At 53.7% G+C, this 14,626-nt stretch carries 13 protein-coding genes; 6 read left to right on the top strand and 7 right to left on the bottom strand.

The features are described 5' to 3' along the window. Positions 1-18: 18 nt before the first annotated feature. Complete coding sequence (locus WFN61_RS01310) at positions 19-372, bottom strand: hypothetical protein (RefSeq protein ID WP_312282815.1); 354 nt, start codon at positions 370-372, stop codon at positions 19-21. Positions 373-579: 207 nt separating this feature from the next. Between WFN61_RS01310 and dcuC the strand changes: the two genes are divergently transcribed. After that, complete coding sequence (dcuC, locus tag WFN61_RS01305) at positions 580-1,953, top strand: anaerobic C4-dicarboxylate transporter DcuC (protein ID WP_144813705.1); 1,374 nt, start codon at positions 580-582, stop codon at positions 1,951-1,953. Between the two features lie 88 nt (positions 1,954-2,041). Next, positions 2,042-2,851 carry a ribonuclease I gene (gene rna / locus WFN61_RS01300; protein ID WP_144813708.1) on the top strand — a complete coding sequence of 270 codons (810 nt, stop codon included), beginning with the start codon at positions 2,042-2,044 and terminating at the stop codon, positions 2,849-2,851. A 56-nt stretch (positions 2,852-2,907) separates the two neighbouring features. On the opposite strand, the gene WFN61_RS01295 is transcribed toward rna, so the two are convergent. The 3 genes from WFN61_RS01295 to ahpC all read right to left on the bottom strand — a co-directional run bounded on the left by WFN61_RS01295 (position 2,908) and on the right by ahpC (position 6,644). Continuing rightward, positions 2,908-4,149: a zinc-dependent alcohol dehydrogenase gene (locus WFN61_RS01295; RefSeq protein WP_144813712.1), complete on the bottom strand. Its 1,242-nt coding sequence runs from the start codon at positions 4,147-4,149 to the stop codon at positions 2,908-2,910. A gap of 205 nt (positions 4,150-4,354) precedes the next feature. Beyond that, complete coding sequence (gene ahpF / locus WFN61_RS01290) at positions 4,355-5,917, bottom strand: alkyl hydroperoxide reductase subunit F (RefSeq protein ID WP_337037303.1); 1,563 nt, start codon at positions 5,915-5,917, stop codon at positions 4,355-4,357. 163 nt (positions 5,918-6,080) lie between these two features. Continuing rightward, the gene (ahpC, locus tag WFN61_RS01285; RefSeq protein WP_144813720.1) at positions 6,081-6,644 is read right to left on the bottom strand and encodes an alkyl hydroperoxide reductase subunit C; all 564 of its coding nucleotides are present in this window, start codon (positions 6,642-6,644) and stop codon (positions 6,081-6,083) included. A 314-nt stretch (positions 6,645-6,958) separates the two neighbouring features. Between ahpC and citR the strand changes: the two genes are divergently transcribed. Further along, a complete protein-coding gene (citR, locus tag WFN61_RS01280; protein WP_312927427.1) occupies positions 6,959-7,864 on the top strand; it encodes a DNA-binding transcriptional repressor CitR in 906 nt (301 codons plus the stop codon). 14 nt (positions 7,865-7,878) lie between these two features. On the opposite strand, the gene WFN61_RS01275 is transcribed toward citR, so the two are convergent. Both WFN61_RS01275 and WFN61_RS01270 read right to left on the bottom strand, forming a co-directional pair. Beyond that, on the bottom strand, positions 7,879-9,039 hold the full coding sequence (locus tag WFN61_RS01275) for a pyridoxal phosphate-dependent aminotransferase (protein WP_312633876.1): 1,161 nt from the start codon (positions 9,037-9,039) through the stop codon (positions 7,879-7,881). Positions 9,040-9,206: 167 nt separating this feature from the next. Then, positions 9,207-11,417, bottom strand: coding sequence for a sulfatase-like hydrolase/transferase (locus WFN61_RS01270; RefSeq protein WP_337037292.1), 2,211 nt, complete (start codon positions 11,415-11,417; stop codon positions 9,207-9,209). 252 nt (positions 11,418-11,669) lie between these two features. Here WFN61_RS01270 and WFN61_RS01265 point away from each other — a divergent pair, with 252 nt between their 5' ends. From WFN61_RS01265 to WFN61_RS01255, 3 genes are read left to right on the top strand one after another with little or no spacing between them, the layout of a single operon-like run. After that, positions 11,670-12,284 carry a methylthioribulose 1-phosphate dehydratase gene (locus WFN61_RS01265; RefSeq protein ID WP_337037288.1) on the top strand — a complete coding sequence of 205 codons (615 nt, stop codon included), beginning with the start codon at positions 11,670-11,672 and terminating at the stop codon, positions 12,282-12,284. Further along, positions 12,281-12,970 (top strand): acireductone synthase, encoded by a 690-nt coding sequence (mtnC, locus tag WFN61_RS01260; RefSeq protein ID WP_144813735.1) that lies wholly within the window; start codon positions 12,281-12,283, stop codon positions 12,968-12,970. The genes WFN61_RS01265 and mtnC overlap by 4 nt, the downstream gene beginning before the upstream one ends. Continuing rightward, a complete protein-coding gene (locus WFN61_RS01255) occupies positions 12,967-13,509 on the top strand; it encodes a 1,2-dihydroxy-3-keto-5-methylthiopentene dioxygenase (protein ID WP_144813738.1) in 543 nt (180 codons plus the stop codon). Before mtnC ends, WFN61_RS01255 begins: the two co-directional genes overlap by 4 nt. 20 nt (positions 13,510-13,529) lie before the next feature. Here WFN61_RS01255 and mtnA read toward each other — a convergent pair whose 3' ends face one another. After that, a complete protein-coding gene (gene mtnA, locus WFN61_RS01250; RefSeq protein WP_337037286.1) occupies positions 13,530-14,546 on the bottom strand; it encodes an S-methyl-5-thioribose-1-phosphate isomerase in 1,017 nt (338 codons plus the stop codon). Between the last annotated feature and the right edge of the window lie 80 nt (positions 14,547-14,626).

The raw sequence follows: 14,626 nt of genomic DNA, 5'->3' as shown, positions 1-14,626 counted from the left end.
CAACGAATTAACAGGTATCTACTCGCGGAACCGGCAAAAACGGATCGTTGCCGGCGGCCCTGCTGCGGGTGGGGTGAGCGACCATGTGGTAGAAGGCGTCTCAACGCAGGGGGGTAAATTAATGGCAAGAGCGATATCCACCGGCAAGGCCGCCAGCGATCCGTGTCCGGGATCCTTCTGCATTGCATCCGGCACGCAGTGCTTATCGCACAGAGGAGCCTGAAACGCGTGGGTCGTTGCGATCTCCGGCATCTGCATATGGTTCACATGCTGGAGCATGGCGCTTTCACCCTGCATATCCAGCGTGCAGTCGTGGGAAGCAATCGCTAGCTGGCTCTGGAACAGCAGCCAGCCGAACGCGATCAACAGCATCAGAAGATGCCGTTTGAGAAAGCGTAGCCGCCGAATCCAGGGTGCGTGCATAAAAACCCACAAAAAGTGAGAGGTTGTCGAGTATAGACAGCGATAGCTTAACAATTAAAGCATTTATGAGCGGTTAATTAGCTATTTATTGATTTTAGTCAGCTACCGGTTCGCTTCTGTTGGGCACATTGCATGCCTTAATGATGAGAGGGAACCATGTTAACGTTTATTGAACTCCTGCTGGGCGTGGTAGTGATTATTGGCGTTGCGCGCTATATCATCAAAGGCTACTCGGCGACCGGCGTGCTCTTTGTGGGCGGTCTGGTGCTGCTGATTGCCAGCGCGTTGATGGGGCATAAAATTCTGCCGTCGAGTGCCACCAGCACCGGCTACAGCGCTACCGATATTGTTGAGTATATCAAGATCCTGCTGATGAGCCGCGGCGGCGATCTCGGCATGATGATCATGATGCTGTGCGGGTTTGCCGCCTATATGACCCATATCGGTGCAAACGATATGGTGGTCAAGCTGGCCTCCAGACCGCTGCGCTATATCAACTCGCCCTATATCCTGATGATCGCGGCCTACTTCGTTGCCTGCCTGATGTCGCTGGCGGTCTCCTCGGCAACGGGTCTGGGCGTACTGCTGATGGCGACCCTGTTCCCGGTCATGGTCAACGTCGGCATCAGCCGTGGCGCGGCGGCGGCTATCTGTGCCTCGCCGGCGGCAATTATCCTCTCTCCTACCTCCGGGGACGTGGTGCTGGCGGCCAAGGCCGCAGAGATGCCGCTGATCGACTTCGCCTTTAAAACCACGCTGCCGATCTCTATCGCCGCGATTATCGCGATGGCGATCGCCCACTTCTTCTGGCAGCGCTGGCTGGATAAAAAAGAGAATATCTCCCAGGAGAGGCTGGACGTGAACGATATCACCACCAGCGCACCGTCGTTTTACGCCATCCTGCCCTTTACGCCCATCGTTGGCGTGCTGATCTTTGATGGCAAATGGGGACCAGAGCTGCACATCATTACCATCCTGGTGATCTGCATGCTGCTGTCGGCGGTACTGGAATTTCTGCGCGGCTTCAATACCCAGCGGGTCTTCTCCGGGCTGGAGGTGGCGTATCGCGGGATGGCGGACGCCTTTGCGGGAGTGGTGATCCTGCTGGTTGCCGCCGGGGTCTTTGCCCAGGGGTTAAGCGCCATCGGCTTTATTGAAAGCCTGATCTCCATTGCCACCTCCTTCGGTTCGGCCAGTATTATCCTGATGCTGGTACTGGTGACATTGACCATGCTGGCGGCGATGACCACCGGCTCGGGCAATGCGCCCTTCTACGCCTTTGTGGAGATGATCCCTAAGCTGGCCAGCGAGGCGGGTATTAATCCGGCCTACCTGTCAATTCCCATGCTGCAGGCCTCTAACCTCGGACGCACCATATCCCCGGTCTCCGGTGTGGTGGTTGCCGTGGCAGGGATGGCAAAAATCTCCCCCTTCGAGGTGGTAAAGCGCACCTCGGTACCGGTTCTGGTAGGCTTGATCGTGGTAATTGTGGCCACGGAAATACTGGTTCCTGGGACAGCCCTCCGCTAAGCACCACACGAAAAAGCGCCTGTTCGGCGCTTTTTTTATGCTTTAATAACTTTCTGGAACTATTTAAATATATTCATCGGGAATTGAAATGTTCAGAAAGGAGTTCGTACCCCTGCTCGCCGCCGCAACGGCCATGCTCTGGACCGCCGCCGCGCCTGCCGCCCCGCTAAGCGCTACCCAATATGGTGATTTCGATCGCTATGTGCTGGCGCTCTCGTGGCAAACCGGGTTCTGCCAGAGCCAGCACGATCGCCGCCAGCGCGAGCCGGACGAGTGTCGCCTGCAAAAAGAGAGCGACAACAAAGACGATTTTCTGACCGTTCACGGCCTGTGGCCCGGCCTGCCGAAATCAATTGCTGCTCGCGGAGTCGACGATCGCCGCTGGATGCGTTACGGCTGTGCTACCCGCCCCATCCCCAACATGCCAGAGGCCCGCGTCGGGCAGAAGTGCGCCAGCGCCGAGACCGGCCTGTCGCTGGAGAGCGCAGCAAAGCTTAACAGCGTGATGCCGGGCGCGGGTGCAAACTCCTGCCTTGAACGCTACGAATATGCCAAGCACGGGGTCTGCTTCGGCTTCGATCCGGACGCCTACTTTGGCGTAATGGTGCGCATGGCCAGCGAGATCAAGCAGAGCGCCCTCGGTAAGTTCATTGCGGCCAACTACGGCGAGCGCGTCAGCCGCAGCGATTTTGACGCCGCCTTTGCCCGGACCTACGGCAGCGATAGCGTCAAAGCTATGAAGCTGACCTGCAACGGCAACCCGGCCTATCTAACGGAAGTGCAGCTCACTCTGAAGGCAAGCGCAATCAATCAGCCGCTCTCTCCCGCCTCGTTTATTGCTCAGCCGCACCCTGGCAACTGTGGCAAAGAGTTTGTTCTGGATGAAGTAGGATATTAACAAGAAACAGCCTACCCTCTGGATGCGTTCAGAGGGCAGGCTGAGTAGAGGAGGCGTTACGCTGGCGGAAGGTTGATATTACCGTTGCTCAGTGCCGTTACGCTGGCTCTCGCCGCTTCCGGGCTTTGCGCCCCGGGCACCAGAATGATTTTGCGGCAGTCATCCTGACGCTTATCAAACATCTCATAGCCACGGGCCGCGTCTTCAAGCGGCAGATAGTGGGTCACGATCTCTTCTGGCTTCAGCAGACCCTGCTCGATCAGCGGCAGCAGCTCTGGCAGCCAGGCGTGAACGTGGGTCTGGCCCATGCGGAACGAGATACCTTTATCGAAGGCGTCGCCGAACAGGAAGCCGTGGATAAAGCCCGCATAGACCCCCGGCACGCTGACAATCCCGCCCCGGCGGACAGCGGCGATGGACTGGCGCAGTACCTTACCGCTACTGCCCTCTAGCTTAAGGTTAGTCAGCACCGTTTCGGTGGTACTGCCTTTAGCCTCGAAGCCAACGGCATCAATCACGGCATCTACGCCGCGATTGCCCGGCGTGTTTTCAATGATGACCTCGGCCGGATCGTCATGCTTATCAAAGTTAATTGGGATCACCCCGTAACGCTCTTCAGCAAAGCGCAGACGATAGTCGTTATGGTCGATCATAAAGATCTGCTCAGCACCCAGCAGTCGGGCGCAGGCGGCGGTAAGCAGGCCTACCGGACCGGCCCCGTAGATAGCGATCCGCGACCCTTTCTTCACCTCGGCGTTTTTTGCTGCCTGCCAGGCGGTGGGCAGAATATCAGAGAGGAACAGCGCTTTATCGTCGGAGAGCAGCTGCGGCACCTTGAAGGGGTTAACGTCACCCTTAGGTACGCGGACATACTCAGCCTGGCCACCCGGCACGCCGCCGTAGAGGTGGCTATAGCCAAACAGCGCGGCCGGCGGTGGGATCTGCTTTTTGTTCAGGGCTGCGCCATGTCCACCGTTAGTGGTCTCGCAGGCGGCATACTGGTGCTGCTGGCAGAAGAAACAGCTGCCACAGGCAATTACGAAGGGGATCACCACCCGCTCGCCTTTCTGAATATTTTTTACGTCACGGCCGACTTCGACCACTTCGCCCATAAATTCATGACCGAAAATATCCCCGTGTTCAGTTTTAGGGATCTTACCGTGATAGAGGTGCAGGTCGGAACCGCAGATGGCGGTCGCGGTGATACGCAGAATAATATCATCCTGCTGTTCAATAATCGGATCCGGCACGCTCTCGACGCGAACGCTATGGGGACCATGATACGTCAATGCTTTCATTCAGACCTCCGCTACTCCCCTGAGATCGGGAGAGTGAAAATTGGGCTTGCACGGATCAAGGTTAGTCAGTTCAGACGCCGATCTGGGCGGCCAGGCGAATCGACAGCGGTTTTGAGAGTAATCTTAGCGGGAAAAAGAGGTGATAAAAAAAGAGGCTACCCGAAGGTAGCCTCGCTGCTTACAGTGCAGGTGTCTTACTTGCTTATTATACGGTAGTACGGATCAGGTGGTCGAACGCGCTCAGAGAGGCTTTCGCACCTTCGCCAGTGGCGATGATGATCTGTTTGTACGGTACGGTGGTGCAGTCGCCCGCCGCAAATACGCCTTTCACGCTGGTTTCACACTTGGCATCAATGATGATCTCACCCATACGGTTACGCTCAACCGCGCCTTCCAGCCAGTTAGTGTTCGGCAGCAGGCCGATCTGTACGAAGATACCTTCCAGCTCAATGTGGTGCACATCGCCGCTCACGCGGGCACGGTACTCAAGGCCGGTCAGTTTGGTGCCGTCGCCTTTCACCTCGGTGGTCTGAGCGTTCAGAATGATGTCGACGTTTTTCAGGCTGCGCACTTTATCCTGCAGAACCTTGTCGGCCTTCATCTCTGGCGCAAACTCAAGCAGCGTCACGTGTTCAACAATACCGGCCAGGTCGATAGCCGCCTCAACGCCGGAGTTACCGCCGCCGATGACCGCTACGCGTTTACCTTTAAACAGCGGGCCGTCGCAGTGCGGGCAGTAGGTTACGCCGCGGGTACGGTACTGCTCTTCACCCGGCACGCCCATGTTGCGCCATTTGGCACCGGTGGCAACGATCACGCTGCGTGCTTTCAGCACCGCGCCAGAGGCGGTTTCAATCTGATGCAGGCCGCCCTCTTCTGCCGCCGGGATCAGTTTGGTTGCGCTCTGGGTGTCGATAACGTCCACATCGTAATCATCAACGTGGGCTTTCAGCGCACCGGCCAGCTTCTGACCTTCGGTTTTCGGCACGGAGATGTAGTTTTCGATGTCCACGGTGTCGAGCACCTGACCGCCAAAACGCTCGCCCATCAGGCCGGTACGGATACCTTTACGCGCCGAGTAGACTGCCGCTGCCGCGCCGGCAGGGCCGGAACCGACGATCAGCACGTCGTAAGCGTCACGCTTGTTCAGCTCTTCCGCCGCACGTTTTTCAGCGCCGGTATCCACTTTAGAGACGATTTCGGTCAGGGTCATACGGCCTGAACCAAACTCAACGCCGTTCAGGAACACCGCCGGCACGCCCATGACGTTGCGATCGGTGACTTCGTTCTGGAACACGCCACCGTCAATCGCCGTATGCTTGATGCGTGGGTTAAGCACGGACATCAGGTTCAGCGCCTGGACCACGTCCGGGCAGTTGTGGCAAGAGAGCGAGTAGTAGGTTTCAAACTCAAAATCCCCTTCCAGCGCGGCGATCTGCTCAAGCATCTCTTTCGCTTCTTTAGAAGGGTGGCCGCCGGTCCACAACAGTGCCAGCACCAGGGAGGTAAATTCGTGTCCCAGCGGAGAGCCAGCAAAACGCGGGCCCTGGTGAGAGCCTGGGTTAGCGATCAGGAACGAAGGTTTACGCACCGGCAGCTGATTGTCTTCTTTAAAGGAGACTTTGTCAGACAGCTCGGCAATTTCAGCCAGCAGCTCTTTGATCTCTGCCGATTTAGCGCTGTTGTCCAGCGTAGCAATCAGCTCAACGGGTTTGGTCAGACGCTCAAGATAAGCCTTAAGCTGGGTTTTCATTGTAGTATCAAGCATTAGGGTCACCTCTGAGTTAAAAACATCATCATGCAAGCTGCCTCAATGGGGCTGCCTGGATGCAACTTGAATCATGTTGTTAGGGAAAAACGGGTGCATAGCGCACCCGTGATAGATAGGCCCGTACAAGCGCAGCGCCGCCGGGCTTTTCAAATTTTGAGACTTAGATCTTACCAACCAGGTCCAGAGACGGAGCCAGGGTCGCTTCACCCTCTTTCCATTTAGCCGGGCACACTTCACCTGGGTGAGAAGCAACGTACTGAGCCGCTTTGATTTTACGCAGCAGGTCAGATGCGTCACGGCCAATGCCTTCTGCAGTCACTTCGATCGCCTGGATGATGCCCTGCGGGTCAACGATGAAGGTACCGCGGTCAGCCAGACCTTCGTCTTCACGCATGTTTTCGAAGTTACGGGTCAGCGCGCCAGTCGGGTCGCCGATCATCGCATATTTGATTTTAGCGATGGTCTCAGAGCTGCTGTGCCACGCTTTGTGGGTGAAGTGGGTGTCGGTGGAGACGGAGTACACGTCCACGCCCAGTTTCTGCAACTCATCGTAGTGATCGGCTACGTCGCCCAGTTCGGTCGGGCAAACGAAGGTGAAGTCAGCCGGATAGAAGAAGAAGACGCTCCAGCGGCCTTCGGTATCTTTCTCGGTCACTTCGATGAATTCACCGTTTTTGAACGCCTGGTTTTTGAAAGGTTTGATCTTGGTATTGATTAAGGACATCTATACTTCCTCCGTGGTTTCGATGAGATGTAAGGTACCGAATTTTGATGGCAACGGCTAATGCGTTTGCTTTATCAAATCAATCAGCGATATCTAACAACCTTAAAGCCGTAATGGCGTCGGGGATTACATCACTCCCCCGATCAAAGGGCAATGCACCGCTGTAAGGTGTGGCCTATGGCTGTGATAGGTTCGACCGTTTTAAGCATTCTGTGTGTCGCATCGTTTAATGCCGGGCAGTTTATGATATATTTCAGCGAGCCTAAAAGCCCGGTGATTCGCAGTAATATGCAGCAATATATTGAGATAAAAAAATGACTAATCTATACGATTTAAAAAAATTCGATCTTAATCTGCTGCTTATTTTTGAATGTATTTACCAGCATCAAAGCATCAGTAAAGCGGCTAAAGCGCTATTTATTACTCCCTCTGCGGTAAGCCAGTCTCTCCAGCGGCTGCGTGCGCATCTTGACGATCCGCTGTTCATTCGCAGCGGAAAAGGCGTTTCGCCCACGACGGTGGCGATTAACCTGCATATGCATCTGGAGGTGAATCTTAGCCAGCTCGAACAGACAATTAATATGATGAACAGAAACGAGCTGAGTAAAAAGTTTGTTCTCTATACGCCGCAGTTGCTGATGAGCAAAGGAAGCACGGCGCTGGTCAAGGCGCTACGCCAGCAGGCCAGCTACGCGATTGAACACCATGATATTTTTATTACTCCGCAGTCGGCTGAAGAGCTGCTGACCTACCGCAAAGCCGATCTCATTCTATCGCTTTTTCCTATCGTTAACCCTGCGGTGGTCTGCGAAAAGCTGTCATGCGAGCCGATAGCGCTGGTTTGCAGCGAACACCATCCACGTCTTAACGGTAAAATAACCCTTAGTGATGTGTTGGCTGAGGGGTTTACCTTCTACAGCACGCCGGAAAAGGGGGCGCTGGCATTACAGGAAGAGATTGAAACCGTCTTGCCACAGCGCAATATTGTGTTCAGCAGCGACTCATATATTTCTATCATTAATATGATTAGCCAGTCTGAGCTTATTGGGCTGATGCCGCTGTCTACCTTTAATCACTATAAAAAGATAATGAATTTAAAAATAGTGGACATCGATATCGCCCTGCCCACCTTTGATATATTTATGCTTTACAACCGGGCCTCGCTAAACGGCAGCGCCTTCGCCAGCTTAATTGAGATGATAAAGCTGGCGGATCGCTAATATTGGCTCGACTGTCAGAGCGTGCAGAGACGCTCTGCGGCAGCGCGCAGCGTCGCTTCCTGCTTGGCAAAGCAGAGGCGAATAAGCTTGTGCGGGAAGGCATCGGCGCAGAAGACCGACAGCGGAATAGCCGCTACGCCGACCTCTTTGGTTAGCCACTGGCAGAAGCTGACGTCATCCAGATCGGAGATGGCGCTATAGTCCGCCAACAGGAAATAGGTCCCTTCACAGGGCAGGATCTTCAGCCGGCTCTGACTCAGGGCATCAATCAGCAGATCGCGTTTGGCCTGATAAAAAGCAGGTAGTTCACGGTAGTGCTCAGGCTCCGCCCGCAGCATATCCGCCAGCGCCAGCTGGGCCGGGGTGTTGACCGCAAAGGTCAGATACTGGTGCACCTTGCGCAGCTCGGCGCTGATAGCCGCTGGCGCAACGCAGTAGCCTACCTTCCAGCCCGTCATATGATAGGTTTTACCAAAGGATGAGACGGCCACCGCCCGCTGACGCAGCGCGGGGTGAGCAAGTACGCTGGCATGCCCCTCGGGAGCAAAGCAGATGTGCTCGTAGACCTCATCGCTCAGCACGTAGATTTCACGTTCCGCAATTGCCTGCCACAGCGCGGCAAAATCCGCTCGCTGCCACACCGTGGCCGACGGGTTATGCGGCGTATTGAGAATAACCAGCCGGGTCTTATCACTCAGCAGCCCGGTAAAGGCCTGCCAGTCCACGTTAAAGTGCGGCGGCTGCAGCGCAATGCGTTTCACGACGCCACCCGCCAGCTCAACCGCCGGAGCGTAGCTGTCGTAGCTTGGATCGAAGCAGACCACCTCATCGCCGCTGCGTACCAGAGCAGTAATTGCGGCGTAAAGCGCCTCGGTGGCACCGGCAGTAACGGTGATGTCGCTGTTAGCATCCGGCTGGTAGCCATACAGGGCGGCGGTTTTCTCGGCAATGGCTTCCCGCAGCGCCTGCACCCCGGTCATGGGTGCATACTGGTTTGCTCCCTGAGCCACGTGAAACGCCAGTCGCTCCTGCAGATAGCGTGGACCATCATAGTCAGGAAACCCTTGCGAGAGGTTAATCGCCTGGTGCGCCTGCGCCAGTGCGCTCATCTGGGTAAAAATCGTCGTGCCCAGATTGGGCAGTTTACTCTGCGGGATCAGTGTGTTATTGCTCATGGATAGGTGCCTGCGTGTAATACTGATGTTGCTGCCACTATATCACGATCTTAAAAGACGCTTTAAATCGATGAAGCATATGGATATGACAGTTGCACATGGATGACTCTCTTTTACGGCGTTGGGCAATAAGTCTGGCTCATTTCTTATTGCCCGCTGCCGGTTATTTAACAGTCATTGAGGACACTGCACAACGAAAAAAGCTGGTTGTTTTTCAAATTCACAAAGAAATCTAACTGCCTAAGCGGGTAGCCAACAAGAGTTTCAGCATTCGCACTATTACCATTTATGACACCACCAATTTGCTGTCTAAAGGCCAGAGTCATTAATTGATTTGAGTTAAATAAATTTTTAACTGAATCCAGCACGTTTATGCCATCGCAAACCGGGGAATCGTTAGACGCAAAAATAATGTGCTGATGCTTTTTCATAAATGCATAAAGCCCATCGATATCAATTGATTTGCCTGCGCAGGTGTCAAAGTTGATAGATTCGTAATGCGTCACGTCCCCAGGATTAAAGCCGTAAAAAGTAATCCCCCGCGGCATCACTCTTCCATGGGGATTTAACGTAGTGCCCGTCGTTTTTAACGGCCCCCCCGATGAGAACCCAGAAAGCTCATCGATATATAACGGCGAAGTAAAACGGCTCGCTTTTTCAGATGTGATGCCTTTCTCATTGATTGTCCTCTTAACAATCCTATCTTTAGTCATGATATATAAACAGGTTCCATCTGATTTACCATTCACAACGTAACACTGTGTTGCATAGACTATCTTTTCATTTTTATTGATTAAATTCTCAGCATCTATTGCAAAAGAGTCAAAATATACATCCATGAATTTATTATCTTTACCAACAGAAGCATAGAGAGGCAAATTATACTGCTTGTCTCCTATCTTAATCGTATTACCATCTGACACCATCCTGTCACTGAGGCTTGGATTATTCCAAAGCGTAGAGGAGAAACCGATAAAGGGTGCAATATTTTTATTTTTGAGGAACCAGTCAACCAGACCGCTACTCTCCTTTTTGAGCAGGCTAACGCCAAAACCAACGCCTACATCCTGCTGGTTTGCAATATCAAATATGGTCGGCCATACGTCCATCAACGTTCCCAACTTACTATTTTTCATTGCCGGGCGATCTTTTTTTATCACAATGAAATTATTGCGTCGCTCATTTTGATGCTTATTAAGCATACTGCTCGCATCATTAGCCATCATCAGATGATCAGAGGTCAGAACGATGATAGTATTATCAAAATGGTCAGAATTTATAATCTTCTCAATGAAATTAGAGAGGAGATAATCTGAACACGAAACTGCACGAAGCATATTATTTTTTATGTTACTCGGGATTTCAGGTTCACAAGACTTTAATACCATACCTGACGGGGCATGAGTATTAACTGTAAGCAGCGAAAGCACAAACTTACCTTCGTGTTGTGAGAGCCTGTTGAATTCATCCCAGGCATGAGACAGTAGTGCATCATCCTCAACTCCCCACCCTTGCACTTTTTCCGGATCGACAATGTTGTTTTTTAAAAAGTACTCCTTGTCCTGAAGAGTACCCCATCCATGCTGGGATAAAAACTTATCGCCTCCGGCAAAGGCTTTATCGCTGCCTCTGATAAAAAGGCTTTGATATCCCTCCTCCTGGAACTTCTGGCCTATGCATTTTGCGCCTTCTAAAAAAGCGGATAAATTATTGGCTGAATTACCCTGAGGCAGAGAAAGAGGAATGCCGCACTGAGTATTGACCAGCCCAGCCATCGTCCATCCGGCACCCTCAGTTTGTATCAGGTTTGTAAAATCATCATAGGAATCGGCAATTTTACTTAAACGAGGGATATAGTTGACGCCATCTAAGTTCCTGAACGTTCTCTCGAGACTCTCAGCATAAATAACCACGTAATTGTAGTTATCTTTGCTTTTGGCCGGTTTGACATAAAATTTTGAGGCATATACGCTATTGCTATACTTTAGATTCGATAGCGAGCTATAGACATTTGTAGCAGGTACAGAGTAAAAGAGGGTGAGCGCAAATAAAACAAAATAGATTGGCGTGATAAACTTTCTTGATTTATAAGGTTTCTTCCTTAAAAAATAAGACGTTACCAGTAATGAGAGGAAAACCGCAAAAAACAGGCCAGCAGCCACAACCTTCCAAATAATGTCGTGAATTGATGAGCCTTTAGCTGAGTTAAGTATTTGATAATAAACAGCATCGGTTACACCATGACCTGTAAACATGTCTGAAACAAACCAAAAACCAAATACCAATATCATTAGGCATGTTAATATAGTTTTAACTAATAGCATTTTTCGTGATGCGTAAGTTAAGACTATAAGAACGACAAGAGGTACCAAAAACATTCATCATCCTTATATAATTCTTTAAAAAGAGAGCTAATGAGATCTGTAGAAGAATTATCTAATAAAGTCTTTTTTATTCCTACCTTTTTTACTGGCTGTAAAACGTTTTTCACAGGTATCATGCATTGAACAAGGTTTACCTCTGTTTTTACCCTTCTGTTTTGTTAAACAAGATGCTAGTCTTTGGCAATCAAGACGCTTAGACGTCTAAACTATAATGGTATTACTCTGCTCACGCTATTCAGGAACGTTATGACATACCCTCTGCAACTTCCGGCGCTGGTTGAAGCCTGCCATTGGCTGGGCGCTAAAGGCTGGGCACCGGCCACCGGCGGCAACATGTCGGTACGGGAAAATGCCGACTGGTGCTGGCTCAGCGAGTCCGGTAAAGACAAGGGCAGCCTGACGGTGGACGACTTTTTGCAGGTTGAGATCGCCACCGATCGCGCCCCGTCAGGACGGAAGCCCTCCGCCGAGACCGGCCTGCATACGCTGATCTATCGCCTCTACCCGGAGGCGAACGCCGTGCTGCATGTGCATACCGTCAACGCCACGGTGCTGTCACGCGTTGAGAAACTGGCGACGCTCAAGCTTACGGGTTACGAGATGCAGAAATCCCTTAGCGGACAGACCAGCCACCTCGACACGGTCTCCATTCCCCTGTTTGATAATGACCAGGATATCCCCGCCCTTGCCCGGCGCATTGAGATATACGCCCGCCAGACGCCGCTAAACTACGGCTTCCTGCTGCGCGGACACGGTCTCACCTGCTGGGGACGCAGCGTGGCGGAAGCCCGTCGCCACCTTGAAGGGCTGGAGTTTTTATTTGTGTGTGAAATGCAGCGTCGCCTGCTGGAGAGATCATGATCCGCGCCATCGTTACTGATATTGAGGGCACGACCAGCGATATCCGCTTCGTGCATAACGTGCTGTTTCCCTACGCCCGCGAGCGGCTGGAGGCATTTGTCACTGCCCAGCAGTATGCCGAGCCGGTGAAATCCATTCTCGATAATCTGCGGGATGAGATCGCCCAACCGGATGCCTCCACTGCCGATCTCATTGAGACGCTGTTCCGCTTTATGGATGAAGATCGTAAGTCGACGGCGCTGAAGGCATTACAGGGAATTATCTGGCACGACGGCTACGTCAACGGCGACTTTACCGGCCATCTCTACCCCGACGTGCTGCCGGCGCTGGAAAAATGGAAGTCGCAGGGAATTGATCTCTATGTATATTCCTCGGGGTCGGTGGCTGCGCAAAAACTGTTATTTGGCTACAGCGACGAAGGTGATATTACTCATCTGTTTAGCGGCTACTTTGATACCCGTATCGGTGCCAAGCGTGAAGCGTGCTCCTATAGCAGCATTGCCGAGCAGCTCGCGCTGCCGCCGGTGTCGATCCTTTTCCTGTCAGATATTCATCAGGAGCTGGACGCCGCCGCAGAGGCCGGTTTACGTACCGTGCAGCTGATTCGTGGCGATGATGATGCCGCCAGCCAGCATCACCAGGTGCACAGTTTTAACGACATTAACCCGGAGCAGATCCCCTCATGAGCGCGTTAACCATCTATTCCGTCAATGATACCCGCCAGCCTACGTGGCACAGCACCGACGCGGGTGAGATCCAGCAGCAGCTGAACGCCAAAAACGTGCGCTTTGAGCGCTGGCAGGCCGACCGCGATCTCGGTGCCGATCCTGCGCCAGAGGCGGTAATCAACGCCTATCAGCACGCCATCGATCGACTGGTTGCCGAGAAAGGCTATCAAAGCTGGGATGTGATCAGCCTGCGTGCCGATAACCCTAACAAGCAGGCGCTGCGGGAAAAGTTTCTCAGTGAGCACACACATGGCGAAGATGAAGTGCGCTTTTTTGTCGAGGGCGCGGGCCTGTTCTGCCTGCACATTGGTGATGAGGTCTATCAGGTGCTGTGCGAGAAAAACGATCTGATCTCAGTGCCGGCAGGCACGCCGCACTGGTTTGATATGGGATCCGAGCCGAACTTTACCGCCATTCGTATCTTCGACAACCCCGAGGGGTGGATCGCCCAGTTCACCGGCGACGCTATTGCCGACGGCTATCCTCGCCTGGCGTAGGCCGCGCCAGGCGTTATTTATCATCTGAAAAATCCCGCCGCCACCTCGTCCGGCGTAACGACCCCGGTATCCAGCACCCAGCCGCTAATCAGCGCGGCCGGGGTAACGTCAAACGCCGGGTTATAGACCAGCGTCGATTCGGGGGCCCACTGCACCGTCCCGAAGCTGCCCGCTACGCCGGTGACTTCGCTGGCCGCGCGCTGCTCAATAGGAATGGCCTCCCCGTTCGGACAGAGCGGATCCAGCGTGGTCTGCGGGGCAGCCACGTAAAACGGGATCCCGTGATAGCGGGCCAGCACCGCCAGCGAGTAGGTGCCGATCTTATTCGCCACGTCGCCGTTGGCCGCAATACGGTCCGCGCCAACCCACACCGCATCCACCTGCCCCTGCGCCATCAGGCTGGCCGCCATCGAGTCGGTGATTAGCTGGCAGGGAATACCCAGCTCCGCCAGCTCCCATGCCGTCAGACGGCCTCCCTGCAACAGCGGGCGCGTCTCCCCTACCCAGACGTTGACGACCTTGCCGTCGGTAAAGGCCTGCGAGATCACCCCCAGCGCCGTACCCACGCCCGCGGTCGCCAGCCCGCCGGTATTGCAGTGCGTCAGCAGGCGGCTGCCGGGCGTCACCAGCGCACTGCCCGCCGCGGCAATTCGAGCGCAAAGCTGCTTATCCTCGGCAACCAGCCGCTCGGCTTCGGCCACCAGCGCCGGGACAAAATCCACCTCCGTCAGGGCCAGCTTCATGCGGTCAAGGTTGTTCATCAGGTTCACCGCCGTTGGGCGCGCCGCGCGCAGCGTCTCCAGCGCCTGGGCCAGAGCGGTCTGGCTTTCGCCCCGCTCGGCCAGCAGCGCCAGCAGCAGGCTGGCGGAGAGGCCAATCAACGGCGCACCGCGCACCCGCAGGGCGTGAATATGGCCCACCAGCGTCTCCACCCTGTCGGCGGGCAGCCAGCGCTTCTCCTGCGGAAGCGCCTGCTGATCGAGAATAAAAAGCTGATTATCGGTGACGCGCAGGCTGGTGGTCTGGAGTGGCTGCATAGCGTTAAATCCCTGTTGCGTTGATGTATCGTATTGTGTCAGGATGAATTACAGATGTATAGACGTCTGAATGGCTTTAT

The organism is Pseudescherichia sp. AS216, from assembly GCF_037152055.1.
Taxonomy (GTDB): Bacteria; Pseudomonadota; Gammaproteobacteria; order Enterobacterales; family Enterobacteriaceae; genus Pseudescherichia.
This window is presented reverse-complemented; position numbering and strand designations above follow the sequence as displayed.

What these genes read in the sequence shown, in the direction of transcription:
- dcuC (WP_144813705.1), top strand. Translation starts at nt 580, where the DNA reads ATGTTAACGTTTATTGAACTCCTGCTGGGCGTGGTAGTGATTATTGGC.
- citR (WP_312927427.1), top strand. Translation starts at nt 6,959, where the DNA reads ATGACTAATCTATACGATTTAAAAAAATTCGATCTTAATCTGCTGCTT.
- ahpF (WP_337037303.1), bottom strand. Translation starts at nt 5,917, where the DNA reads ATGCTTGATACTACAATGAAAACCCAGCTTAAGGCTTATCTTGAGCGT.
- ahpC (WP_144813720.1), bottom strand. Translation starts at nt 6,644, where the DNA reads ATGTCCTTAATCAATACCAAGATCAAACCTTTCAAAAACCAGGCGTTC.
- WFN61_RS01255 (WP_144813738.1), top strand. Translation starts at nt 12,967, where the DNA reads ATGAGCGCGTTAACCATCTATTCCGTCAATGATACCCGCCAGCCTACG.
- mtnA (WP_337037286.1), bottom strand. Translation starts at nt 14,546, where the DNA reads ATGCAGCCACTCCAGACCACCAGCCTGCGCGTCACCGATAATCAGCTT.
- WFN61_RS01310 (WP_312282815.1), bottom strand. Translation starts at nt 372, where the DNA reads ATGCTGTTGATCGCGTTCGGCTGGCTGCTGTTCCAGAGCCAGCTAGCG.
- WFN61_RS01270 (WP_337037292.1), bottom strand. Translation starts at nt 11,417, where the DNA reads ATGTTTTTGGTACCTCTTGTCGTTCTTATAGTCTTAACTTACGCATCA.
- rna (WP_144813708.1), top strand. Translation starts at nt 2,042, where the DNA reads ATGTTCAGAAAGGAGTTCGTACCCCTGCTCGCCGCCGCAACGGCCATG.
- mtnC (WP_144813735.1), top strand. Translation starts at nt 12,281, where the DNA reads ATGATCCGCGCCATCGTTACTGATATTGAGGGCACGACCAGCGATATC.
- WFN61_RS01265 (WP_337037288.1), top strand. Translation starts at nt 11,670, where the DNA reads ATGACATACCCTCTGCAACTTCCGGCGCTGGTTGAAGCCTGCCATTGG.
- WFN61_RS01275 (WP_312633876.1), bottom strand. Translation starts at nt 9,039, where the DNA reads ATGAGCAATAACACACTGATCCCGCAGAGTAAACTGCCCAATCTGGGC.
- WFN61_RS01295 (WP_144813712.1), bottom strand. Translation starts at nt 4,149, where the DNA reads ATGAAAGCATTGACGTATCATGGTCCCCATAGCGTTCGCGTCGAGAGC.